Below are 23,501 nucleotides of genomic sequence, written 5' to 3' on the forward strand. Positions count from 1 at the left end.
GCTTCCCCTCGACGCGGTCGGACTCCGTACCACCGACCCCATGCTCGACCTGCGTTTCTTCCTAGATCCGGTGCTCAGCGGAGCCGCGGGTTGTGAGCCACGTGGACGGCGACTTCGGCTTGCGGATTCATGATCAGCTTCGGCATGTTCGGTGCGTCGTTCTTCCCGCCGTTGCTCATGCAGGATGTGATGGGCTGGGCGCCGTCGAGTGCGGGCCTGGCGGGGCTGCCCATGACGGCGATGATCGTCCTCGCCGCGCCGCTGTCCGGCGCGCTCACTCCGCGCTGCGGTCCCCGGGTTCCTCTGGTGACCGGTCTGACGTTGTGCGCGGCGGCTCTCGGCGGCCTTTCCCTCTACGATCAGCATGCCCGCTACCCGGAGTACCTGTGGGTGTTGCTCGCCATGGGGATCGGCATGGGGATGACCTGCACACCGGCGTCCGTGATGGTCATGAAGCGTGTCCCCCTCGCCCAGGCGGGCATGGCCTCCGCGACCCTCAACATGCTGCGTGAGATCGGCGGCGTCGTCGGTGTGGCCGCACGGGGAGCCGTCCTCACCAGCCGCCTGGCCGCCACGTTGGACCGGTCGCTCGATCGGCTCGACGTTCCCCCCGCGTCCCGCCACCGCATCGCGGACTCGGTCGCCGGCACAGGAGCAGACAGATCCCAGGTCCTGCCCGCACCCGTCCACGACGCCGTGAACACCGCCTTCATGGAAGGGCTTCATCTGGCACTGCGCTGCGGCGGCGCGGCCATGGCCAGGGCAGCCGGGCTCGTGGCCGTCCTCCTCCGGTCGGCGTCGATCCGGGCCACCACGCCTGCCGGCGAATCGTCGCGGCAGGACGAACCTGCCTACCGGTGAGAAGAGGACCAATGCGGGCGGCGGCGGGGGCCGCGGTGCCGCGACCGCCGCGTGTCGGCGTACACGGAACGTGGCCCGGGCAAGCCTTTCCCAGTCGGAGATCATCTCGGTGACACGGTCGGCCCTCCGCACGGCGGCGGCGGAGGTGGGCGATCAGAACCACTCGGCGGCGGCGAAGTGGGACGCCGACGCGACCGGCGCGATGGCGGCGGGTAGACCGGCGCGGGGCGCCGGGGGCGGTTCGGATGCGGGCGGCCGAGTCGTTCGGGCAGGAGGTCCATGCGCGAACGGTTCCGGGCCGGCCCCGTCCGGACGCCGACATCCGGTAGAGCCTTTCCCCGCGTGCTGCCGGCCGAGGTCGGGCACAGGGCGCCCGGCGTTCGCACGCACGTCGTGCCCAGCCGGGTGGTCCGCGCCATCCGCCGGGCTCGAACACGTTCCCGCCGCGGCCGGGAGCGGCAGGTCAGAGGCCCGCAGCCACTTCCGGCCACGGGCCTCTGCGCTCGTCGCCTGCCGTCCCCCGTGGCGGCAGGTCACTTCACTTCGGCTCGCCCTTCTCCCATCGACGGGGAGAAGGGCGTGGGTGGGCCGGTTCGCCGGTGTGCCGTGCACCCAGGTACAGGGCCATGGCCGCCGGCCTCGAGAGGATCAGCTGATGGAGACGGAGGTGCCGCAGCCACCACCGCTGACGGTGCTGCACACGGTGATCTTGCCGCTCTTGAACGTGCCGGCGAACGGGACCGTCTGCATCTGCCCGGTCACCGTCCTGCCGTTCGCGACGCTTCCAGCGGGCTCGTTGTACGTCCCCGCGGAAGTGACGATGTACACCCACAGCTGGGTGCCGCCCGTCTGATTGGCGAGATCCGTCAGTTTGCCGTAGGTCTTCACGTTGGTGGGGTTCACCACCACGGAGGTACCGGTGAAGGACCCGTCGTACCAGCTGACGTTCGGGTGGGAAGTGCCGGCCAGGGCCTGCGGAGCTGCCAGGGCGGTCGCGGCGAGACCTACCCCGGCCACCGTGAGGGCACGTTTCATCAGCGCGGACTTACTCATGCGGTACTCCTTCGCGATACGAGGCCCGTGAGGATCACGAGCGGAACAACCATGTCTGCGGGCAGGTGTGTGCCACGGGCGAGGACGAGCAGGCCGCCGAGGGCGAGGGTCGACGAGTGGCCGACCGAGCATGTCGCAGGCATCGCTGCCCCGGCCGCCCGCGCGAGCGGATCTGTGCCGTTGACGACAGCTCGATGCCCTGATCCGGGCGGACGAACCGTGGCCGCCCTGGCCGCGATCCGCCCGCCGGACGGCTGCTTCACTCGCCGGGCCCGCGACGTGGCCATGCGTGCCTGCTTCCTCGACCGTCCCCGGTCGCAGATCGGCGACGCGCTCGGCGTCTCCGAGCAAGCAGCGTGGGCGCGGTACGGCACACGTCCATGATCACCGGCTTGGTGTCACCGGTGGGAGCGGCGCCGGGAGGGATCGGCCCGTGCCGGACGGAGAGGCTACGGCACCCGAGTACTTGGACCCAGGAGCCGTAGGCGCCTCCCCACCTGTCGCAGCGGGGGGACCGGCCAGGTCAGCAGGGTGCGGAGACGTTCCCGCAGTAGATCCAGCCCCACTTGGGAGAGTCGATCTGGTACCAGCGGTTGCCGGCCGAGTTGACCTTGGTGCTGTAGTAGTGGAGAGACTGCCCCGCGCCGGAGGTGCGCCAGAGCACGGAGTTGGACGCGCTGTAGCCGTCCCGGACCGGATCGCCCGCCCTGAGCGCGGTGGTCCAGCCTTCAGCCGCCACGGCGGGGCCGTGGCCCGGCGCGGTGCTGGAAGCCGGGGCAGCCTTCGTCGCGACGGCCTCGGACGCCGCCTGAGCCGGGGCGGTGATACCACCGGCGAGAAGGGCGACGCCCATGGCGACGCCGGCGAGGTGTGTGCTCATGCGCACGGTGATGTCTCCTTCGTGTCGGTCGAGGACCTTGCTTACCGACTGCGGACTGCCTTCCTGCGGATGTGCTTCGTGACCGTCGGCAGCCCGGGTGTTGTGTTCTCACCATGCGTGGCCGGCCTTCGCGAAACCTTCGGGAAGTCTGGAATCGGGCTGTCCTCGGTGGTCAGCGACGGGTGAACGGAGCGACGTGGCCATGGCAGGAGTGGATAAGGCGGTGCGGTTCGGGGTCCTGGCTCGGCGGACAGGCCCTCCAGGCGGCCGTCGAGAAAGCGCCTGCGCCGGGTACCGACCGTGTCCGGAGCGACCTGCCGCCACCGCGACACCCCCGTGGTCGAGTGCCCCTGGGCACGCTCCGGAACGATCCGGGACCGCAGGCCAAGAGCCCGAGCCGTCGACCGGCCACGCACCCGCCCCTCGAGTACGGCCCTCTGGGCATCCGTCACCGACAACGGCGTTCCGCTCGCGTACTGCGCCGGGGCGGGACGATGGTGGCCCAGCGGCCGGCGTGCGCTCCGGTGATCGCCTCGCGCCGACCGGTGGGTGTGCCGCCCGGCGCCCGCATGCGTAACAGCGCCCTTGCGTCAGGCGGAGACCTCGGCGTCCTCGGGCCGCGGGATGAGGAAGGAGGCGCCCCACGCGGCCACCACGACGACCACTCCGATGATCATCGCCGTGACGTACCCGCTGGACGAGTCGCTGCCCGCCGGACTCCCCGCGACCTGCACGGCGGACAGCAGGGCGAAGCTCAGTCCGGCGCCCAGGCCGAACGCGGCCGAGACCAGCCCGGGCAGGAACCCGGGGTTCTCCTTCGGGGCGAGGACGACACCGAGCAGGTTCAGGACGATGTTGGCCACCCCCGCGTACGTCACGCCGAGCAGCACGGTGCAGGCGACCATCACCGGCAGCGAGTGCACACCCGCGAGCGCCATGACCGCGATCACCACGGCACTGCCCGCCAGGCCCCAGCGCAGCATCCGACGGTAGCCGAGGACCGGCGCCAGCCGCCCGGTGAACGGACCCACCAGCCAGCCCACCAGCGCGAACGGCGTCAGGAAGACCACCGAGGCCAGGCTCGAGCCCATGCCGAAGCCCACCGTGTCGTTCTGCACGAACGACATCAGCACGCCGTTGACGGTGGCGAAGACGCCGATCAGGGTCAACAGGGTGGTGAGCAGCGGCGCCCAGGTCGCGCGCCGGCGCAGGTCGCCGATCCGCACCAGGGGGTGCGTGCCGCGCTTCTCCGTCCGCCAGAACAGCGCGAACGCCGCCACCGCGACGACCAGCAGGCCGATGGCCAGCGGCCAGTTCGCCGCGCCCAGCTTCTCCGCCTGGTCGACGGCGACCAGCAGCGCCGCGACGCTCACCACGAGCGGGACCACGCCCGCCCAGTCCATCGGGGTGCTGGCGGACGGCCGGGACTCCGGGCAGCCCGCCCGGACCAGCACCGCCGCTAGGGCCGCGACGACCGCGATCACCCAGAAGATGCTGCGGTAGCCGTGGTGGTCGGCGAGCCAGCCGCCCACCAGCGCGTCCACCCCGGCGATGCCGCCGTTGACGGCCGCGACCACGCCCATCAGCGTCCCGAAACGCTTGGGGTCGGTGACCTCGGAGCGCAGCATCAGCAGGGAGATCTGGACCACGGGACCGCAGGCGCCCTGGACGGCCCGCGCGACGTCGAGGACCGCGATGTTCGGGGCCAGCGCCGCGAGCACCGTCCCCGCCGCCATGAGCACCAGCATCCATTGCAGGACGCGCTTGCGGCCCACGATGTCGCTGAAGCGGGGCAGGAACAGGGAGAACATCGCGGACGCGGTGAAGAACACGGTCTGCGACAGGCCGGTGTTCGCCTCGTCGGTGTGCAGCTCCCGGGCCATGGTGACCAGGGCCGGGCTGAGCATGCTGGCGTTCAGCTGGAAGGCCGTGCACGCGGCGAGCAGCGCCGTCATCAGCGCCGCCGTCCCGGCCGCCGCCTTCGCCGGCCGGGTCGTCAGGTCAGTAGTCATCGCGCCGTCTCACTTCCGGACCTGGCAGAGCCGGTCGACGAGGAGGTCCGGGAAGGTGCCGTCGGTCTCCAGGACGACGGCCGCGTGGGCGCCGGGCTGCTCGGGGTAGCCGAGGTGGAGACCGCGGGTGTCCGCGACGAGGGCGCCGCGGGCCGCGCCGTCCGCGGTGTCGACGGTGACGTGCAGGCGCGGCGCGAGTTTCGGGGCGACCTCGCCGACGGCGATGCCGGCCGCGAGCGGGTCGTGGCAGGCGGAGCCGCGGAAGGGCAGCGCGGTCCGCTCGTGGAAGGTGAAGTAGAAGTCGAGGATCTCGCCGGCGAGCCGGCTCACCGGCGTCCCGTTGGCGAGCAGCCGCTGCCGGTGCGTCTCGGTGAGGTTCTCCCGCATGGTCACGTCGAGCGGGACGAGGGTCAGGTCCCAGTCGGCGGCCAGCACCAGGGCGGCGGCCTCGGGGTCGTTGCCGATGTTGGCCTCGGCGACCGGGCTGATGTTGCCCGGATGGTGGACGGCGCCGCCCATCACGGTCACGTGGGAGACCAGCTCCGGCAGCCGGGGCTCCCTGCGCAGGGCCAGCGCGAGGTTGGTCAGGGGAGCGGTGGCGAGGATGTGCAGGTCCCCGCCCGACTCCCGGGCGGTGTCGATGATGAGGTCCGCGGCGTGCCGTGGGTCCAGCGCGGCACAGGGCGGGGGCAGGGTGACACCGCCGAGACCTCCCTCACCGTGGACGAAGCTCGCCTCGGCCTTCACGTCGCCGCGGAGGGTGGCCGCGGCGCCCGCGGCGACCGGGATGTCGGTGCGGCCGGCGACCTCGAGTACCTGGAGGGTGTTGCGAGCGGCCTGCTCGGCGCTGGTGTTGCCCGCGACCGTGGTGACCGCGCGCAGGTCGACGCCCGGCGTCTGACACAGGTACATCAGCGCGACGGCGTCGTCGACGCCGGTGTCGCAGTCCATGAGCAGCGGACGTGATGCGAGGACGGACATGTCGCCTCTTTCAGGGGGACTGGGGGCCGCGCGAAAGCGTCACCCGATGGACGCCATCCTTAAGTTGTCTGACATCTTTCGGATGGCTGGCGAGAGGTTAGGCACGGCCTCACCGGGAGCACAAGGGTGATGCTGCACACGTCACCTTCCGGTGGCGACTAAGGAGAGGAAGCAGTTCATGCAGGCAGGGAGGGGGAGGTCGGACCGGAGGCCGTGACGGGACGGCCGGCGCTCCGACGGGCTATTCTTGACCGAACCGGATGCCGGTCGGCGATATATGTCAGACAAATAAGGGGAGCTTCGATGCCTCAGCAGGGAGACCGCCGCCACTCACCCCGCGTCGAGCTCTACCAGCGCATCGTCGCGGCGATCGATGACGGCACCTTCCCCCCGGGCGCCCGGCTGCCCTCCGAACCCGCCCTCGCCGTACGGCTCGGCGTCAGCCGCCCGGCCCTGCGCGAGGTGCTGATCCTCCTTCAGGAGGACGGCGTCATCACCCGCCGGCAGGGCTCCGGCAGCACCGTGAACCAGTTGCCGCCGGCGCCGGGCCTGGAGCGTCTGCTGCCCGTCGAGACACTGCTCGGCCCAGGGGCCGTACGCTGCCGACGCCTCGCGGTCGAACTGGAGGAGCCCACGGACTTCTCCGGCTTCCACCTGCGCCTGGCCCCCTCGGCACGCACCTGCTTCTGGGAGACGGTCGTCGACGTCGACGGCACCCCGGCGTGTTTCGCGCACGAGTGGGCGGCCGACACGGAGACTCTGCGAGCCGTCGACCCGGCTCTGGCCACGGCGGTCGGCACCGGGCCCGCCGACCCGGGCCGGGCCGCCACCATGCTCTCCGCCTTCCTCGACACCGCCACCGTGTCGATGGCGTCCCGCAGCACCCTGGGCGCCACCTTGCTCGGCAAGGAGCGCGGCGCGGCCATCTCCCGGCCCGCGGAGACACCGGCACTCCTTCTCACCCAGACCGTCTCCATCGCGGGCCGGCCGGTCCTGGCCGCCAAGTACCTGTTCCCGGCCGGGGCCCCACTGCTGCACCTGGCGCCGCGCCGCTGACGGCGGTGGGCAGTACGCCGGACACGGCGGGCCAGATCGGGCTGGTGCGCCCAGCAGCGGTGGCGGGCCGTGAACACGCCCCGCCTCGCCGCCCTCGTCCGCGACGGAGCCCGCTTCGAACACGGCCGGCTCGTCGAACGCCCCAAGACGGCCGCGGCCTGAGCACCCTCGCGGCCCAGGCCATCAGCACCAGGCGGCTGGACCCACCGCAGCCGCACATCGAGTACGCCGAGGAGACGGCTGCCGCGCTGTCCGACCCGGCCCCGCACATCTTCGTCGGCGGGACTCCGGACCATCCCGCAAGCCCAGGTGACGTTCGGGCCGTCCCTGGGCCGTGCGAGGCCGACCGACGCCGACCGACAACGACAGGAGCCCACGGCATCCGAGCGGTTCAGAGCCGTGGGCCTCGTCAGTCCCGCCGGTCAGCGAGACGCCTGATCAACAGACCGGCCACCGGCGACGCAGTCGGATCAGTGAGGCGATCGGCCCCTTCACACGTTCTCGGGTCCTGCCGGTATCAAGTGCGCGGCGCGAGCTCCCAGGATGCCGAGGACCTCGTCCAGCGCCGGGCCCCGAAGCTCCGAGAAGAAGTCTTGGTCGATCCGGCCCTGTCGCGCCCAGGTCCCGGCGAGCGATTCCGCGCAGAGTTGTGCGAGGACGCTTGCGAACCGCTCCCTCCGGAGGATCTCGAAGATTTCCTGTTCGAACCATGCACCCGAGTGGAACTCCAGATCGCTCGCGGCGTCGAGTCGGTCCCCCTCGGGAGCGTCGGGGTCGTTCAGGATGGCGATCAACTGGCGCGCGACGAGGGCGTCGTCAGCCGTCGGTGAACCACCCGAGGTTCCCGAGTTCATAGCACCTCCACTGCCTTCGGCACGGGCAACGACGGCACGAACGGTACCGTGGCCGGCTGTCGCCGGCTCAGGCCCGTGCCACCACCGTGCCTGGCGCCGGGGTCAGCCACGGTCAACACCGCTGTCCCCGCCGTCGGTCGGCGGCTCGCTTCCCGAGACGGCGCGGCCGCAGCTCAGGCCCGGGACCACCCAGCCTCTCTCCTGAGGTGGTTCTCCGGCCCGCTCACCGAGTCCACACGCGCTGGAACTCTTCGGCCGACGCCGACAACTGCCGACAGCCCAGCAGCAGGTCGGAACGTCGATCGACAAGACGGCCGCAGGTCACGGACGCCGGCGATCAGTTGGTGCTGCGCAGATCACGCAGCGCCGAGCTGAGCGGCCAGGAACACCGCTGCCACCGAGGGGCGGACTGCGTACGTTGTGCCCGTGCTCCCCTCAGGAGCCTTCCACCGGTAGAACGGCAACCGCCGCCCACGCTGCCGCCGCGTCCGCCGTCGACCCGGAGGTCGGTCCTCGGGCATCCGCCTCTTCATGTCCGAGCTCCAAAACGGCCATTGCTCGCCGGAGCGAGGCTCAGCGGCGCAAGGTGGTCTCCCGCTCCAGATGCGACAGCTTCTCTGGATTCCGCACGGCGTAGAGCCCGGTGACGAGGCCGTCGTCGATGCGCATCGCCACGACGGTGTCGATCTCGCCGTTCTGCCGGACGATCAGCGCCGGGTCGCCGTTGACCTGTGTCGGCTGCAGTGACAGCGCGGCGGCGATCCTGCCCAGCACGTGGGCCACCTGGTCGGCCCCCACGACAGGCGCCAGTGCGGCCTGCACGACTCCGCCGCCGTCGGTCAGCAGGACCACGTCCGGCGCGAGGATGTCGAGCAGGCTCTGCAGGTCGCCCGTTTCGACTGCCCGCTGGAACGCCTCGACGGTGCGGCGGTTCTCGGCAGCGGAAGTGACCCGGCGCGGTCGGCGCGCGGCGACGTGGGCCCGTGCCCGGTGGGCGATCTGGCGGACCGCGGCCGGGCTCTTGCCGACGGCCTCGGCGATCTCGTCGTACCCGAGGTCGAACACCTCGCGCAGCACGAACACCGCCCGCTCGGTCGGGGTGAGCGTCTCCAGTACCAGCAGCATCGCCATCGAGACGCTGTCGGCGAGTTCGACGTCATCGGCCACGTCGGGTGAGGTGAGCAGCGGCTCGGGCAGCCAGGGGCCGACGTAGGACTCCTTGCGCCGACCGAGCGTGCGCAGATGACTCAGCGCTTGCCGGGTGGTGATCCGGACCAGGTACGCACGCTGATCCCGCACGGTGTCGAGATCGACGCCCACCCACCGCAACCAGGTCTCCTGGAGGATGTCCTCGGCGTCGGCGGCGGAGCCGAGCATCTCGTAGGCGACGGTGAACAGCAGGTTGCGGTGGGCGACGAACGCCTTGACGCTGCCCGTGCGGTCGCCATGAGCGACCGGCTCGGAGGGGGCCCTTCTCCAGTCGCTCGTAGTTCGGTCGTTCATCGCCGGCTCCTGTCCGTCCGCTGTCGACTGCGCCGTGCACCAGACGCCGGCCCCCATCGCTTTGTGACGCCCGCCATCGGTGACGCACGCCACATCATCGCGTCGTCACAAGGACCGGGCCGTCGGCATCTTGTGTTCGTCCAGTGCGGCAGCACGCAACACCAGGAGTGAGGACGACGTCATGGAAGCTCGTTTCAACCTGTTCGACAGCCCGACCGCCGCGAAGGTCGCCAAGCGGTTCTACAACACCTCGTTGGCCCTGGAAGGGTCGACGCTGCCCAAGGCCCTGCGGGAACTGGTGGAGCTGCGGGTCGGCCAGATCAACGGCTGCGGTTTCTGCGTCGACGTCCACACCAAGGAGGCCGCGGCCGCCGGGGAAACCGCGCTCCGGCTCAACCTGGTCGCCGCCTGGCGGCACAGCACTGTGTTCACCGAGGCCGAGCGCGCCGCGCTGGCGCTCGCCGAGGAAGGCACACGGCTCGGCGACCGCGGCGTTTCCGACGAGACCTGGGCCGAGGTACGCAAGTACTACGACGACGACCAGGTCGGTGCGCTGGTCTGCCTGGTCTCTCTGATCAACGCGGCCACCCGGATGAACGTGATCGTGCACAACCCGGGGGGCTCCTACGAGCTCGGCATGTTCGCCAGTACGTCGAGCTGACCGGGAGGCGGAAAGGCGGCCCGGATCGTTCGGTCCGGGCCGGACCCGCGCATGCCACGGACGGCAAGGGTTCGCACCGTCCCTCGCCGCGAGAGGAATCATCGATGGCCTGTCAGGTGGACCGTGCCGGGGCCTCGCGCCGTCCGCCGGTGCTCGGCTTGTGAAGATCGTATGTCTCGCCGTGCATGTCCACGGCTGATCCGCTGTGCGGTATTCGGCCAGACCCGATTGCTTTGTGCCATTTGTCGCCAATTCGGTCCCAGCGTCGCTGAGGCCCGGCTACACAAGGAGGCCGGGGTGGCGCGCCGCCGTCCCCGCGTGGTGTCGGCCGGTTGTGTGGGGGAGGTTGGGACGCTTGCTGACCATCGACGTGGCGGTGCTGCTCGCAGTCATCGTCCTCTGGCGGCTGCGGCGGCGTACGGAGGCCCGTAGCCGCTTCGACGAGAAGCTGACCGTCGTCATCGTCCTGGCGCTGGGCGTCCTGATCGCACCCACCCCGGCGGGCCAGGGGATCTCGAACGTCCTGGGACGGCTTGCGAGCGGCGTCACCCAGGCCGGCCGATGAGTCCCCGCGCAGGTACGGGCCGGAGGGCGCCCCTCGGCGCCCACGGCGGGGCACCGGGCTGGGGAACGGGGGAGTGATGGCGGCACGCTGGGCTCCTGGGTCGAAGGCGCTCATCTGGAAACGCTGATCCCGCTGAACGGCAGCGGCGGCGACACCAGACGGCGCCCCTCTGCCTGACCGGGCGGGCTGCTGCCGGGCATCTCCACCACGTGCGGGCCGACCCCCACCACCGGCCCGGCGGCGTCGTACTGGGCCGGCGTCAGGACGGCCAGGACAGCGCCGTCAGCGGGACGACGCCGGTCAGCGGAGGTCAGGGGCGCCGCCACCCGCTGAGCGCGTCGACCTCCTCGGGCGCCTGCGGATCTGCGGGGAGGAGCCGCCGCAGCAGGCGGTGCGCGGCCGGGGTGAGAGTCCAGCGGTCGGCCCGCTCCTGAGGCACGTGCCCTTCTTCCGGGATCTCCGGCGTCGGGCCGAGCAGCCGGTGTTCCAGCGACAGGACGGCGAAGCAGCGCTTTCCCGTGCCCGCGGGTTCGTACCCCCGGAGCAGGCAGAGGGCGTCGAGGAGGGCGAGACCGCGGCCCTGCTCGGCGCACTGGTCCGAGTCCGCCCGGTGGGGAGGCCGCGGGTCACCGTCGGTGACCTCGAGGATCAGATACGGGTGTTCCAGCGCGACCTCAGCGGTCAGTTCCCCGCCGGCATGCAGCAGACCGTTGGTCAGCAGTTCGGATGCCACCAGTTGCAGGGCCGAGCGCTGCTCGTCATCGAGTACGACACCCCAACCTTGCACGGCCGCGCACATCCCCTTCCGCACGGTGTGCACGGCGACGGGAGTGGCGGCGAAGGTCCAGCGGGAGCGGGGCATGCGGTGTTGTCTCCTCGGTGGGGGCGCCGCACGGTTGCGGGGCGGCCCCTCGTCAACGGTCGGACCCATCCTGTTCCCACGCGATCCCGTAGCTCCCGGCGCCGTATGCGGCGGGCGTGATGTGCACGCTGTGCGCGGCGTCCAGGACGAGAGGCCGGATGTCCCGCCGTTCCGCGCCGGAGTCTCGCCCGTGGTGTGCGTACCCGGCTGACGGAAGGCGTTCGGGATGGAGGAATACGTGTGAGAGGTACTGCCTTACCGGGTTGCGGCACCCGAGGCCGGGATCGAGCGCGGACGAAGCACCTTGTCTCCATTTTTTTCAGGCGGACGATCAAGCCGGCCGGTCAGCGGGGCCACTCCCAGGACATCCCGTACACTCCGGGCGGGCACTTGTGGAGCAGCATGTGCGAGGTGTGCGACACGTCCAGGGCGGTGCGGCGCTCGGAGCGCGTGGGCGCGTCGATCCGCTCCTTGGAGTAGCGATTGCAGCTCGTCGGCAGAGCGTCGGGGTGGAAGCAGATGTGCAGCAGGTACTCGCGCGGGCTGGTGCGCATTCGCCGCTCGTAGTGCTGCGGGGATTCCGTAGCCTCGGGGCCGTACCGCAGTGTGTAGGCGATCAGCGCGGTCTCGTCGCGGGCGAGAGGCCTTCCGAACCCCAGTTCCGCGACGACGGTCCGCAGCTCCGGCAGCCGGCGTACTGTGCCGAGCCGGCCGTAGTGAGCGGTGACGGTCGCGGACTCGGCGGATATCTCGTCATGCACGACCGTGATGTGACGCGCCCCGTCCCGCGTCGCCCGCATCACCTGTTTCACGGTGACGGACCGGAGACGGCGGTGCCCGTCGATCCGTGCCGTCTCATGGACGGTCACCATGACGAGGTCGTCGTTGAACCGGGAGAACTTCGGGCCCAGGGCGAGCTCGATATGGGACTGCTCTCCGAACACCTGGCGCGAAACGTCCAGTCCGGGGGCCTTGCCGGTGGTACGGCCGCGGGGCCGGCTCGGCCCGATGAGGGATCGCAGGGTGCCGGACGGGAGATCGAGGATGCTCTCGAGGGCGTCCACGGCGCGCAGGGAGCGCGCCTGTTCGGGCTGGCTGCGCCCGCGCTGCCAATAGCTCAGGGTGGCGAGGCTGACGTTGATGCCTTGCGCGGCCAGCCGCTCGCGGACCCGGTCGAGTGAGAGGCCTCGCCGCTGGACGGCGTCCCGGAAGACGGCGGCGAAGGCTCCAGTGGTGTCCGGGGCGGCAGCGTGCATGGAGGAGGTGGAGTCGTCATCGGCGGGTTCGGGCCGGTGCGGTCTTCTCATGGCACCTCCGCATTGTTGGTGCGGGTCCTGTGGTGTGGGATCATATGCCTGACCGGGCGGGCCCGCATTCAGCGGGCCCGCCCTCTGACTTCCGAGCCGGCGGTCAGTTGGTGTTGAGCGTCAGACCGTAGTACGACAGGGCGTCATCGAGGGGCTGGAAGTACGACGAGCCGCTGGAGTTGGTGCCCGAGCACTTCTGGCCGGTGGGGCCGCCCGAGGTCATGCCCTGCGCCTGGTTGCCGGAGATGTACGCGCCGCCGCTGTCACCGCCCTGCGTGCACACCGACGAACTGGCCAGACCGGTGACCACGGTGTTGGGGCCGCCGTGCTCGTCGGTGTAGGTGACCGAGACGTTGTACGACTTCACCGCGCCGCAGGTCCACCCCGTGGTCTGGCCCGACTTGCACAGCGTAGCCCCGGAGGCCGCACGCTTGCTGCCCTTGACGGCGACGTTCGTCCCATTGCCCCAGGTGCCGACCTGGGTGGCGATCGAGTCGTCGGAGTCGACCTGGGCGATGCCCATGTCGACACTCTGCCGGCCCAGGGCGTAGCGGCTGTGGACGCCCTTCGCGAAGTGCGCGTTGCTGTAGTACAGGTCGGTGAGGTCGGCCACGCAGTGTCCCGCGCTCACCAGGTACTGGCGCCCTGAGGAGTCGTGGGCGCCGTACCCGACGGAACAGACCCAGCTGCCACTGCTGTTGTTCCAGGTCATTCTGCTGCCCGGGTACACCAGCGCCTGGGGGGCGAGGCGCTGCCCGTCACGGACGACCCGCACCGCGCTGCCGTGGGAGGCAGCGACCTCGAGGAACGACCTGGCCGCCGCGGACGTACGGCCGGGGGTGACGTGCACGGTGACGGTGTCGCTCGGCAGGTCCACCGCCCACGAGGCGACGCCGTCGGGGGCGTTGCGGAGGGCCTGTGTGTCGAGCGACGCCTTGATCCGGTCCAGAGCACGCTCGCCGCGCTGCGGTACGCGCGCCTCCAGGCCGTGCTGCCTGACCTGTGCGGCCGCCGCAGCGGAAGGGACGTTCACCGTCAGCTTGCCGTCCGCGCCGAAGTAGGCGCCGTCCGTCACCACGCCCGAACGGCCGAGCTCGGTCAACTCGCCCTGCTGGGCGGCCTGGTGATCGAGCCGGGCCACGGCGGCGTCCTCGCTGACGCCGAGGGACCGGGCCAGCGCCGTGACCATCGCCGGCTGGTAGCGGGGTGCGGTGGGGGAGGGGGCCGCCTGAGCGGTGCCCGTGGCGACGGCGGCCGTCAGCAGCGTGCCGACGGCGGTGGCCACCAGGGATATTCGAGAAACGCGCACTACTCTTCCTCTCTGCATGGGCATGTCACGTTCGCAGGTGGGGTGCCGGAAGGTCTCCTGGGGAGGGAGACAGTCGTCAGCGGTACGTGGAATGCCGGTCCGGCGGCGCATTGGGGAAGTGGCGCCGCAGACCCGAACTCTGGCCTGGACAAGCCCTGTTGTTCAAGGCGTGTTCAGCATTCCGTTTTCCACAGAGATGCGGATATCTGTTGAGTTCAGCAGCGCCTGCGGTGGACGCCCTGGACCGGCGTTGAGGGAGGTGGGGGCCGGAGCACGGGCGATCCCGGTAAGCGCATGAACGCCGGTTTCCGGGCGAACCCAGGAGGACCCACCGCGTTCCGATCCGCAATTCCGAGACGGATCACGTCGATCGCCTGCCGGTGAGCCTGCCGCCGGCCCCCGCTGCGGCGCCCGGTCTGTGATCGGTACCCGATCCGCGGCACCCACCGCGCGTGAGTCGACGTAGGACGGGTGGGCAGTGGCGGCCGATGCGGCCCCGGCCGCGGTGGCCGGATACCCGGACACCAGCAGCGCGACGTCGATCACACCGTCCCCCTGGCCAACGCCTGGCGTGCCGGCTCCGTCCGGTGGTGTCCAGCCCGGTCACGAGAGCGAGCGAACCGGGCGGGGTCGTCGCCTCTGGTGATCGGCGGGCTGCGTTCGGGTGTCGTGTTGAAGAAGAAGGAGGGAGTCGCGGCACTGCGATGCCGGACAGCTGAGTCGGTCAGGGGTGCGGGTGCCGTGCCGGTCCTGACACGCGCTTCCGTCGAGTCTCAATCGTCTTCGGTGATGAAGTCGGTCAGCGCGGCAGCGACGGCATCGGGCTGTTCGTCGGGGATGAAGTGTCCTGCGTCCGGCACGACGATCCCGTCGGCGTGGTCGGCCCACGGCCTGATGGAAGCCGCCATGTCGGGGATGGAGCCGTGGCTGCTGGAGATCCCGAGGACCGGGACCGTCAGGCGCTGTTGTCCCAGCGCTTCGTGGTTCTTCCGCGCCGACTCGGCGGCGTCCCGGTAGTAGGCCAGGGATGCGCGGAGACCGCCGACGGCGGCCACGGACGCGGCGTAATGCTCAATATCGGCGTCGTCGAAGGTGTCGGAGGAGAGGGCCTTGACCTTCAGGAACCAGCCGACGTATTCCTGTTCGCGGCCGGCGAGAAGTGCCTCGGGCAGGTCGGGCACGAGGTGGAAGGCGAAGTGCCAGGTCTTCCACGCCTGCTCGGGGTCGGTCGGAATGGCGTCAGGGAGTGTGATGCCCGGGATGCCGGCGTCGAGCAGTGCCAGGCCACGCAACTGGTCCTGGTACTTCGAGGCGAGGGAAAAGGCGACCCACGCGCCGATGTCGTGGGCGACCAGCCAGTATGTCGAGACTCCGAGCGCCTTGACCGCGGCATGGACGTGAGCGGCGACCGTGTGCGTGTCGTAGCTGATGTCCGGGCGTTCGGAGTGGCCCTGGCCCGGCAGGTCGATGGCGATGACTCGGAATCGGTCGGCCAGGTTCGGCATCACCTTGCGCCAGGCCCACCAGGTCTGCGGGAACCCGGCGAGCAGCACGACGGCTGGACCGTCCGGCCGGCCGCCCTCGACCGCGTGAAGCCGGACGCCGCCCGCGTCGACCCAACGGTGGGTGAAACCGGCCAGGTCGGGCAGCGGCAGGTCGCGGACCGGGTTGCCGGGCACGCGGGGAGCGCTAGCGGGGTCGTTCATGACTCTCCTCCACTGGTGTGAGGTGTGTTGAGGGGCTGCTGAAGGTGTCAGGTGCGCTGGTTGATTCGGTGCGTCGGCCGAACGCAGGAACCGGCGAGGAGAAGAACCCGTCGACGTCCGAGGAGGCCGCGACGAGCACGCCACTGGCGACGAACGACCGCAGGACCGTGAGGCCGTCCGCCGGCGCGGGTCCCGGAGTGCTCAGCGCCGTGAGGGCGAGCGACAGCGCGAGAACGGTACGGCGGCCAATGGCGTCGGACAGGGGGACCGGCCACGAGTAGCGCGCCGACGACTGCGACGACGTAGGCGATGAACACGACGACGGTGGTGAGCGGTCCGAAGCCGCATCGCGAGGCCCACAGCACGTACAGCGGGATCGTCAGTGTTCCGCCCGCCATGGCCGCGATGTGGACGAACGCGATGGCGCCGACCGCGAGTACGCGGTGCGCGTGTCGCCGCGCTGTGCGGTTCGCGGGGTATTCGGCCTTGATCACGCCTTCACCCTAACCCATCTTGAACTGTTTGGTTCAAGATGGGATGATGGTCTCCGCCAAGAAGGCGGAGCAGGAGGGAGGCGCGGCATGGCGGGCAGGAAGCAGTTCGACGTCGCCACGGCGCTCGATGCAGCGATGATCCAGTTCTGGCGGGCCGGCTACGCGGACACGTCGGTGGACGACCTGTCCCGGGCGACCGGACTCAACCGCAGCTCCATCTACTCCTCCCTCGGCGACAAGGACACGCTCTTCATGCGCTGCCTGGAGCGCTACACCACGCGTTACGGAGACAAGTACGACGCCGCGTTGTCCTGCGCCGGCGACCGGCCCCTGGCGGCCGCGCGGGCGTTCTTCGACATCACCCTGGAACGCATCGCGGACCCCCATCTGCCCGACGGATGCCTGGTGGCCCAAACCGTCATGGCGACCCCGGTGCTGAGCGCGAGCGTCGCGGCGCGCGCACAGGAGGCGATCGGCTTCCAGCACACCCGGCTACGCGCCGCGCTGAAGGCCGGCCGACTGCACGACGAGGCGGCCGAGTCCTTCGCGACCCACCTCGCGGCCGTGAACCAGTCCCTCGCGGTCATGAGCAGAGCCGGAACGAGCATGGAGCGGCTGCGCGCCATCGTCGACGTGACCCTCGGCGCACTTGCGCAGGCTCTCGGCGCGAGCGACTGAGATCTGTCCGGCGAAAGCGGACTACGGGGCGAGCCCGCCACCTGTGCTTCGAGCGTCGCGTCACTGTCGTTGACGCCTTCTTCGAACTCGCCGACACGATCACCACCGTGCGCAGCCTGATCCGTCGGTCACGGACGGCTCACCGCTGGGACGAACGCCAGAACCGCCGACCGTGATCCCGCGACCCTGCTCCGACTTCGGCGGATCGGCGCGGAGGAAGGGAGCAAGGAGCGCGAAGAATGCGTCGGGGCGGTCGAGGGGGATGATGTGGCCGCAATCCCGGAGATGGTGTCCGACCAGGTCATCGGCGATGGGACGGAGTTGGTGTTCGAGTCCGGTGCCGACGGGGTGTGAGCCGACGGCCATGGTGGGCATCGTCAGCCGAGCCGTCGCGACGGCGTCCTGTATCTGCCGCGCGCTGGTGGGCAGGGCCCGGTAGTAGGAGAACGCGCAGCGCAGGGCCTCGCTCCCGGTGAACGCGTGGACGAATGCCGCGCGGATGTCGTCGGGCACTCCTCGCCCGAGCGTCCCCGAGTCGAGGAACCAGTCGATGTACGGGGCCTCGTTGCCGGCCAGGACGGTCTCGGCGAGGCCGGGGACGGCGTGGAAGCCGAACCACCACGGGGCGCCGCCCGCGATGACGTGTTCTGCTCCGGGAAGGCGGCCGAGCAGTGCCTCCATCACGACCAGGCGCCGGACGAGGCCGGGGCGGCGCAGCGCGAGCAGGACGGCAGGGGCGGTGCCCGCGTCGATGCCGACCACTGCTGCCGAGGGCTCGCCGAGTGCGTCGAGCAGCCCTTCGGCGTCGGTGGCGAGGGTTCCTGCGTCGTAGCCCTCGACGGCTCGTGTACTGGCACCGAAGCCTCGCAGGTCCGGGGCGATGACCCGGTACTGCTCGGCCAGGCGGCCCATGATGCCGCTCCAGAGTCGCCAGGTGTGCGGAAAGCCGTGCAGCAGGAGAACCGCAGGTCCGTCCCCGGCGATTGCGACGTTGAGTTGGACGCCGTTCGTCGCGATGCGGCGCAGTCGGTGTGTGGTGGTGGCGGGCATGACGGCTCCTCAGTGGTTACCATTGGTGACCACAAAACGGTAGGTAACTGTCCGACCGGTGCCTAGACGGCACTTTCAGGGAAGGTGGTGAGCCACAGGTGACCACCCGGCGAGCCCGGACCGCCGGTCGCGGGGCGCGCGGCGATCTGTTCGATCCCCGGTGCCCGACGCGGCAGTTGCTGGACCGTATAGGTACGAAGTGGACGTCCATGGCTGTCAAGACGCTCGCCGATGCCGCACCGGACGAGGTGCGCTTCGCGGAGCTGAGGCGCCGGATGCCCGGCGTCTCGCAGAAGATGCTGTCCGTGACGCTGCGAAGCCTGACCCGTGACGGGCTGGTGTCGCGCCGGGTCGAGCCGACCGTGCCGCCGCGGGTCTTCTACCGACTCACCGGACTCGGTCTGTCCCTGGAAGTCGCGCTCGCGGGGCTGCGGACCTGGGCGGAGGAGCACATGACCGAGATCAACCGCGCCAACGAAGCCGCCGACCAGGAGGTCGATGGGGGATAGGAAGGCCGGTTCCGCGCCCAGCATCGGTGGCTCGAGTACTCGATGTGGCCGGCGTCGCCGCCCTGGTACCGCGTAGGAGATGGAGGGGATGAGGCCGGCGCAGTGGCCGGCGACGAAGGAGCTGGTGAAGGACGACGGGGAGATGGTGTTCGAGGACGGCACCTCCCGGTTCTGCCTGAGGCACCCCAAGATCCTGAAGCCGGCCGTCGAGGGCACCGATCCGCGGTCGTTCCCAGCGAGAGACACTCCGGACGGTCGGGCCGGGCGGGCGGGGACACCGCGGGCGTTCGCCGGTAGGGTGCGGCGGTGCGTACGGTCGAGGTTCTGTTGGACGAGGCGGCGGATTCAGCGGTCCGGGAGGCCTGGCGACGGCTCGCGGACGCGGGGCTGCCCAGTCAGGCGCGTCACCGCTCACCGACCAACAGGCCGCACCTCACTCTGGCCGCCTGCCCGGAGCTGACCGCCCCGATCCGCTGGGAGCTCGCCGAGGTGGCCGCCGTCCTGCCGCTGTCGGTGCGGTTCACCGGCGTGGTGCGCTTCGAGCGGCCCACCTCGGTGCTGGCCTGGGCGCTGGATCTCGATTCCGCGCTGGCCGGTCTGCACCGCCGGGTGTGGGAGGCGGTGGTCTCGGACAGTCCGCCCGAGACCCTCAACCCTCTCCACGAACCGGGGCGCTGGAGCCCGCACATCACCCTCGGCCGTACCCGGCGCCCGGGTGCCTTCGCCGGCCGGCGGGTTCCTGAGCTGCTGCCGGCGCCGCCGCTGTCGGCCTGGCTCATCACCTTGCGCAGCTACGACACCGAGACCGGCGCCCTGGAGGTGCTGGAGCCCCGCCCCTGAGGCGCCCCCGACGCCGACCGGTCAGCGTGCCCTGATGCGGTGGTCCGCGCCGTCGGCGTGAGCGCCGTTCCTCCGACGCCTCCATGCGTTGAGCGAAGCCGTCCCGCTCGTCCCCGCGTACCGTGCTGAGGACCACCGTCAGGATTGCGTCCGATGCCGTGCCGGGACGTCAGTCCGGCGACCTGCTCGGCGAACGACGCCTGCGAACACCCCTGTCGAGCGCACCGGTCTGATCCTGGACGCGGCGTGAGTGGGCGGGGCCGCCGGGCGGCGCCGCCGCCGACGAGCCTCCGTGGAGTCCCGGCACTCGACGCGGACGGGCTGGTGCTGGCGCCCGGTGGGTGGAGCCGTGAGGCCGCTGGGCGTGTAGGGCTTCCGGGACAGCCCCGGACCGGTGGACTTCCGCCTTGGCCTGGTGGCCGCGACGGCGAGAGTCGTACGGCCCGGCGAGCGGTGCCCGGCGAGCCGGGGCTGCCGGGCCGTCCGATACGTCCCACGGTCAGCCGCTGAACCGATCCGTCCGCGGCCGATCCGTCCGCGGCCGATCCGTCCGCGGCCGATCCGCCCGCGGCGGCGGACCCGGGCGGATCGGCCCGGACCGGATCAGCGCAGGGCGCTCGTCCAGGCGCCCGGGGCGGAGTCGATGCCCGGGAGCACCGCGGGGACGGGCGTCTTCGTCAGGGACCGCGGGACGGCCGGGGACGTCGACGAAGAGCACAGGGCGCCGCCGATGTAGCTGTTGAGGGCGTCGTCGATCGGGCTCGGTTCGAAACCGGTGCCGTCGGCGTTCAGGCGCTCGTACTTCATCAGGTTCCAGCCCGCCGCGACCTGCCGCCTGCCGTCCGGGCTGGACAGGGCGATCGTGCCCGCGCCGAACACCGCGCCGTCATGGCCCCAGAAGCGGCCGCAGCCGGGGATGTCGACGGCGTAGATGCCGAGGCCGTAGGCCATGCCGTCCACGGGCACCGTGGTCTGCATCTGCTTCAGCGCGGCCGGGCCGAGCAGGCGGCCGGTCAGCAGGGCGCGGTAGAAGCGGTTCAGGTCGTCGGCGGTGGAGACGACCGCGCCCGCCGTGTACGCCCAGGACATGTCGTAGACGCTGTAGTCGCGGGGCGGGTCGATCAGGCCGTAGAAGCTCTCGTACATCCGCGGGTGCGGGCCCTGGATGTGGGGGGTGCGCGGGTAGGAGGTGTGGTGCAGCCCGGCGCGGTCGATGACGTGCCGGGTGATGTACGTCTCGGGGTCCTGGCCGGTGACCTCGGCCAGCAGCAGCCCGGCGATGACGTAGTTGGTGTTGGAGTAGTGGCCGGGCAGCGCGCCGGGCGCGCCGGTGGCGGGCGCCGCGAGGCCGAGGCGGACCAGCTCCTCCGGGCGGACGGACCGGAAGCGCTCCTCGTCGAGGCTGGCGGTCGAGCCCTGGGCGAGGGAGGGGAAGGCGCCGATGACGTAGTCCCCGATGCCGCTGGTGTGGTTCAGCAGCATGCGGACGGTGATCTGCCGGCCGCGCTGACCGGGTATCAGGTCCGGCAGGTAATCGCCGATCGGGGCGTCCAGTCGGATCCGGCCGCGCTCCACCTGCTGGAGCACGGCGACCGCGGTGAACGTCTTGCTGATGCTGCCCACCCGCTGGCGCATGTCCGGGCGGACCGGGCGGCCCGTGTCCACGTCAGCGACCCCGGAGGCCCCGGACCAGCTCCGCGCGCCGTCGCGGACGGAGGAGTAGACGCCGTACATCCCGGCGTCCGTGACGGCGCGCAGGGCGGTGCGCAGGGCCGCCGGATCCGGTGCGGCCGTGGACGCCGCCGGCGCGGCGGTTGCGGTGCCCGCCGAGGCCACGGGCGCGGCGGCGGTCAGTAACAGAGCGGTGGCGACGGCGGTTCCGGCACTCCGGAGGATGCGCAAGGGATTCCCCTCCCATGTGTTCGAACAGGAATGTACCGGTCATCCTGATCGATCACTCGCGGGCGCGGCATCCTTCCAGCGGATGAAGCGGCGTTCCCGGCCTCGGACTCGGGGAGGGGGACCGGTCCCGGTACGGGCCCCGGGCCCGGCCCTCGCCGTCACTCCGGCCGGCCTGCTCGACCCCTCGGTCCAGTCCCCTGGCCGACGGGACGTTGCCGTACCGGACGTACCGGGTGATCATGGGGGCCTTGGGCAGGCGTGGGCGGGGAGGGATGCCGTGGGCGCGGGGGACCGTCCGGGCGCGGAGCGGGGTGGCTGGGCCGATCCGGGGCCCGGGAAAGGGCTGCGGAGAGCGGCGGACGTGCTCCACTGGGGTGGCGTGGCCTGCGTCGTCGTCGGGTGGCTCGGGCTCTGCGTGCGGATGGCTCTGCCTCGTGCGTGGGACGGGCCGTGGTGGCAGGCCGCCGCCCTGACGGGTGCAGGGGGCGTGGCAGCCGCCGGCGCCGAGGGGATCGAACGGCGCCTCCGGCGGATCAAGCGCTTCCACGCCTACCGGGACTTGCTGGAGAACCCGGCTCCGCACCCGGCCGAGCCGGGTGCGGACCCCAGTGTCTTCCGGCTGCTGTCGCCGCTGCACAGCCCCGTGCCCTTCCGCGACCGCGACGACGAGTTGGCGCGGCTGCGGCACTGGTGCGAGGACGAGACCGATCCGCACCCGATCATGCTGCTGGCCGGTGACCGTGGCGTCGGCACGTCACGGCTGGCGCTGGAACTCGCGCGGGCGCTCGGCGAGTCGTGGACCGCCGGGCGGCTGTTGCGCGGCTCCGGGAAGCTGTTCCCGGCGCTACGCGACCGGGGCAGGCCCGCGCTGGTCGTGGTGGACGAGGCCGACCTGCGCTCCGACGTCGACAGCCATCTGCACTCGCTGGTGCGCGCGGACGTCGTCCCGCTGCTTCTGGAGTTCGGGGCGCGTCCACCCGACACGCCACCGGTGCGCCTGCTGTTCGTCGTCCGACACGCCGAACGCTTCCGCGCCGTGGCCGGCGAGGAACTGGAATACTCCCGGGGCGACCCCGACGTGCTCCGCCTCCTCGCCGACGCTCCCGTACTGCATCTCGCGCCGCCGGTGCTCGACCGGGCCGTCCTGGCCGAGCGCCACGCGGAGGCCCTGGCCGCCTTCACCGCGGCCCTCGAAGACGCCGCGGGCACCGAGCGGGTGGTCGGCACGGAGGCCGCTGACGCCGGTGCCGCCCTGGGCGCCGCCCCCGTCCGGCCCGAGCGGACTTCTTTCCAGACCCCTCTCGATCTGCACGCCCAGGCCCTCGTCACCGCGCTGACCGGCGAGCCGGTGCCCGCTGTCCCCCGGCGCTTCGAGGAAGTCGCGGGTGTGCTCTTCGAGCGGGAGCGCCGGCGCTGGCGGCACAGCGCCGCGTCGTTCACCGCTTCCGGCGTTCCCGCGCCGCCCGGACTGTCCGACCACCCCGGCCTGCCCGAACGCGTCATGCTGGCCCTGCTGTTGACCGGCCACCGGGAGTACGTCACCGCTTCACACACCCTCGAACGGCTCCCCGAGTTCGCGGGGCTGGAGGACGAACGGACCCGGCCCGCGGCGCACGCCTGGGTGACCTGGGCCCTCGCGCTGCACGGCGGAACGCGCCCGGCCGCCCGCATGGCGGAGCCCTGGATCGGTCCGGAGACCTTCACCCACTGGTTCCTGACGACACGGCTGCGCGCCGAGCCGGAGCTGTTCGAGCGCCTCCGGACGGGGCTGAACGCACGCCGGTCCGAGCACCTGGCGGGTGTGCTCTGCCGGGCCTGCGAGGACTTTCCCGAGGCGGGCGAGATCCTGCGGCGGTACGTCGCGAGCCACCCGTCGGCGCACGGCTACGACGCCGTGCGCGGCGCCAGGGTGCTCGCCCGTCCCGAGCGGGTGGACCCCTGGATCGCCGAAGGCCTGCGCAAGCTGGAGCCCGGGTCCAGCCCCGCCCTCGGCGCCCCGGTCTCCCGCGACCTGTACGGCCTGGCGCGCCAGGCCCTGCCCGAGGTGGTGCCGCTGTCCCACGCCGTGCTGATCCGCGCGTACCGGCGCACCTACCGGGCCGAGGAGAGGCAGGAGCGACAGCGCAGGAGGCAACTGCGGCGACGGGAGCGCGGTTCCAGCGCCTGACCGCGCTCCAGCCGTATCGTCCGCCGGTCCCCACCGCGTCCGACCGGCGCACTGGTCCTCGGCGACGGCGAGCAGGAGTGCGGGGCCGGCAGGTCGCCGAGGCCTCCCCCGCTCGCGCGGCCGCCGGATGACTCACCGGCGTCCTTCAGAACTGGCACGTGGCTCTATCAACCGACCCTTTTGCAAAGCGAGTTGGGCGATGTCTCCTACACTCGTTCCGGTTGCGACACTGGCACTGACGCATGGTGAGT

General features: G+C 71.4%; 19 protein-coding genes and 3 pseudogenes. 9 read left to right on the forward strand and 13 right to left on the reverse strand.

From position 1 onward, the window contains the following. Positions 1–123: 123 nt before the first annotated feature. Positions 124–861 (forward strand): annotated as a pseudogene (locus ACF061_RS24765) (MFS transporter); the annotation flags it as partial. A 648-nt stretch (positions 862–1,509) separates the two neighbouring features. Here ACF061_RS24765 and ACF061_RS24770 read toward each other — a convergent pair. The 4 genes from ACF061_RS24770 to ACF061_RS24785 all read right to left on the reverse strand — a co-directional run bounded on the left by ACF061_RS24770 (position 1,510) and on the right by ACF061_RS24785 (position 5,787). Continuing rightward, positions 1,510–1,914: a hypothetical protein gene (locus tag ACF061_RS24770; RefSeq protein WP_392269142.1), complete on the reverse strand. Its 405-nt coding sequence runs from the start codon at positions 1,912–1,914 to the stop codon at positions 1,510–1,512. Positions 1,915–2,437: 523 nt separating this feature from the next. Further along, positions 2,438–2,794: a hypothetical protein gene (locus tag ACF061_RS24775; RefSeq protein WP_392269143.1), complete on the reverse strand. Its 357-nt coding sequence runs from the start codon at positions 2,792–2,794 to the stop codon at positions 2,438–2,440. 590 nt (positions 2,795–3,384) lie between these two features. Continuing rightward, on the reverse strand, positions 3,385–4,806 hold the full coding sequence (locus ACF061_RS24780; RefSeq protein ID WP_392269144.1) for an MFS transporter: 1,422 nt from the start codon (positions 4,804–4,806) through the stop codon (positions 3,385–3,387). A gap of 9 nt (positions 4,807–4,815) precedes the next feature. Beyond that, positions 4,816–5,787 carry a nucleoside hydrolase gene (locus ACF061_RS24785; RefSeq protein ID WP_392269145.1) on the reverse strand — a complete coding sequence of 324 codons (972 nt, stop codon included), beginning with the start codon at positions 5,785–5,787 and terminating at the stop codon, positions 4,816–4,818. Positions 5,788–6,090: 303 nt separating this feature from the next. Between ACF061_RS24785 and ACF061_RS24790 the strand changes: the two genes are divergently transcribed. Further along, entirely contained in the window at positions 6,091–6,843 is a 753-nt protein-coding gene (locus tag ACF061_RS24790) for a GntR family transcriptional regulator (protein WP_392269146.1), read from the forward strand. Positions 6,844–7,334: 491 nt separating this feature from the next. Here ACF061_RS24790 and ACF061_RS24795 read toward each other — a convergent pair whose 3' ends face one another. From ACF061_RS24795 to ACF061_RS24805, 3 genes are all read right to left on the reverse strand, one after another. Further along, positions 7,335–7,697, reverse strand: coding sequence for a hypothetical protein (locus ACF061_RS24795; protein WP_392269147.1), 363 nt, complete (start codon positions 7,695–7,697; stop codon positions 7,335–7,337). A gap of 356 nt (positions 7,698–8,053) precedes the next feature. Further along, positions 8,054–8,230, reverse strand: coding sequence for a DUF6416 domain-containing protein (locus tag ACF061_RS24800; RefSeq protein ID WP_392269148.1), 177 nt, complete (start codon positions 8,228–8,230; stop codon positions 8,054–8,056). A 40-nt stretch (positions 8,231–8,270) separates the two neighbouring features. After that, positions 8,271–9,200, reverse strand: coding sequence for an RNA polymerase sigma-70 factor (locus tag ACF061_RS24805; protein WP_392269149.1), 930 nt, complete (start codon positions 9,198–9,200; stop codon positions 8,271–8,273). 181 nt (positions 9,201–9,381) lie between these two features. On the opposite strand from ACF061_RS24805, the gene ACF061_RS24810 reads away from it, so the two are divergent. Together ACF061_RS24810 and ACF061_RS24815 are read left to right on the forward strand one after the other, a co-directional pair. Continuing rightward, entirely contained in the window at positions 9,382–9,861 is a 480-nt protein-coding gene (locus ACF061_RS24810; protein WP_392269150.1) for a carboxymuconolactone decarboxylase family protein, read from the forward strand. A 355-nt stretch (positions 9,862–10,216) separates the two neighbouring features. Then, positions 10,217–10,426 (forward strand): hypothetical protein, encoded by a 210-nt coding sequence (locus ACF061_RS24815; RefSeq protein WP_392269151.1) that lies wholly within the window; start codon positions 10,217–10,219, stop codon positions 10,424–10,426. Between the two features lie 310 nt (positions 10,427–10,736). On the opposite strand, the gene ACF061_RS24820 is transcribed toward ACF061_RS24815, so the two are convergent. The 4 genes from ACF061_RS24820 to ACF061_RS24835 form a co-directional block, all read right to left on the reverse strand. Further along, entirely contained in the window at positions 10,737–11,288 is a 552-nt protein-coding gene (locus ACF061_RS24820; RefSeq protein WP_392269152.1) for an ATP-binding protein, read from the reverse strand. 344 nt (positions 11,289–11,632) lie between these two features. Further along, positions 11,633–12,595, reverse strand: a complete 963-nt coding sequence (locus tag ACF061_RS24825; RefSeq protein WP_392269153.1) for a multiprotein-bridging factor 1 family protein — start codon at positions 12,593–12,595, stop codon at positions 11,633–11,635. A 103-nt stretch (positions 12,596–12,698) separates the two neighbouring features. Next, positions 12,699–13,922: a S1 family peptidase gene (locus ACF061_RS24830; protein ID WP_392269176.1), complete on the reverse strand. Its 1,224-nt coding sequence runs from the start codon at positions 13,920–13,922 to the stop codon at positions 12,699–12,701. A gap of 755 nt (positions 13,923–14,677) precedes the next feature. Beyond that, a complete protein-coding gene (locus ACF061_RS24835; RefSeq protein WP_392269154.1) occupies positions 14,678–15,610 on the reverse strand; it encodes an alpha/beta fold hydrolase in 933 nt (310 codons plus the stop codon). Between the two features lie 581 nt (positions 15,611–16,191). On the opposite strand from ACF061_RS24835, the gene ACF061_RS24840 reads away from it, so the two are divergent. Further along, positions 16,192–16,782 carry a TetR/AcrR family transcriptional regulator gene (locus tag ACF061_RS24840; protein WP_392269155.1) on the forward strand — a complete coding sequence of 197 codons (591 nt, stop codon included), beginning with the start codon at positions 16,192–16,194 and terminating at the stop codon, positions 16,780–16,782. 44 nt (positions 16,783–16,826) lie between these two features. Continuing rightward, positions 16,827–16,958: pseudogene (locus ACF061_RS24845) on the forward strand (IS5/IS1182 family transposase); the annotation flags it as partial. Positions 16,959–16,977: 19 nt separating this feature from the next. Here the strand turns inward: ACF061_RS24845 and ACF061_RS24850 are convergent. After that, positions 16,978–17,832: pseudogene (locus tag ACF061_RS24850) on the reverse strand (alpha/beta fold hydrolase); the annotation flags it as partial. Between the two features lie 98 nt (positions 17,833–17,930). Here ACF061_RS24850 and ACF061_RS24855 point away from each other — a divergent pair. Beyond that, positions 17,931–18,341 carry a winged helix-turn-helix transcriptional regulator gene (locus ACF061_RS24855; RefSeq protein WP_392269156.1) on the forward strand — a complete coding sequence of 137 codons (411 nt, stop codon included), beginning with the start codon at positions 17,931–17,933 and terminating at the stop codon, positions 18,339–18,341. Between the two features lie 306 nt (positions 18,342–18,647). After that, entirely contained in the window at positions 18,648–19,181 is a 534-nt protein-coding gene (locus ACF061_RS24860) for a 2'-5' RNA ligase family protein (protein WP_392269157.1), read from the forward strand. Positions 19,182–19,784: 603 nt separating this feature from the next. Here ACF061_RS24860 and ACF061_RS24865 read toward each other — a convergent pair. Further along, positions 19,785–21,083, reverse strand: coding sequence for a serine hydrolase domain-containing protein (locus ACF061_RS24865; RefSeq protein WP_392269158.1), 1,299 nt, complete (start codon positions 21,081–21,083; stop codon positions 19,785–19,787). Positions 21,084–21,570: 487 nt separating this feature from the next. Between ACF061_RS24865 and ACF061_RS24870 the strand changes: the two genes are divergently transcribed. Further along, positions 21,571–23,250: a hypothetical protein gene (locus ACF061_RS24870; protein ID WP_392269159.1), complete on the forward strand. Its 1,680-nt coding sequence runs from the start codon at positions 21,571–21,573 to the stop codon at positions 23,248–23,250. Positions 23,251–23,501: the final 251 nt, after the last annotated feature.

Origin of the sequence: Streptomyces sp. NPDC015220 (assembly GCF_043079345.1) — a bacterium.
Lineage (GTDB): Bacteria > Actinomycetota > Actinomycetes > Streptomycetales > Streptomycetaceae > Streptomyces.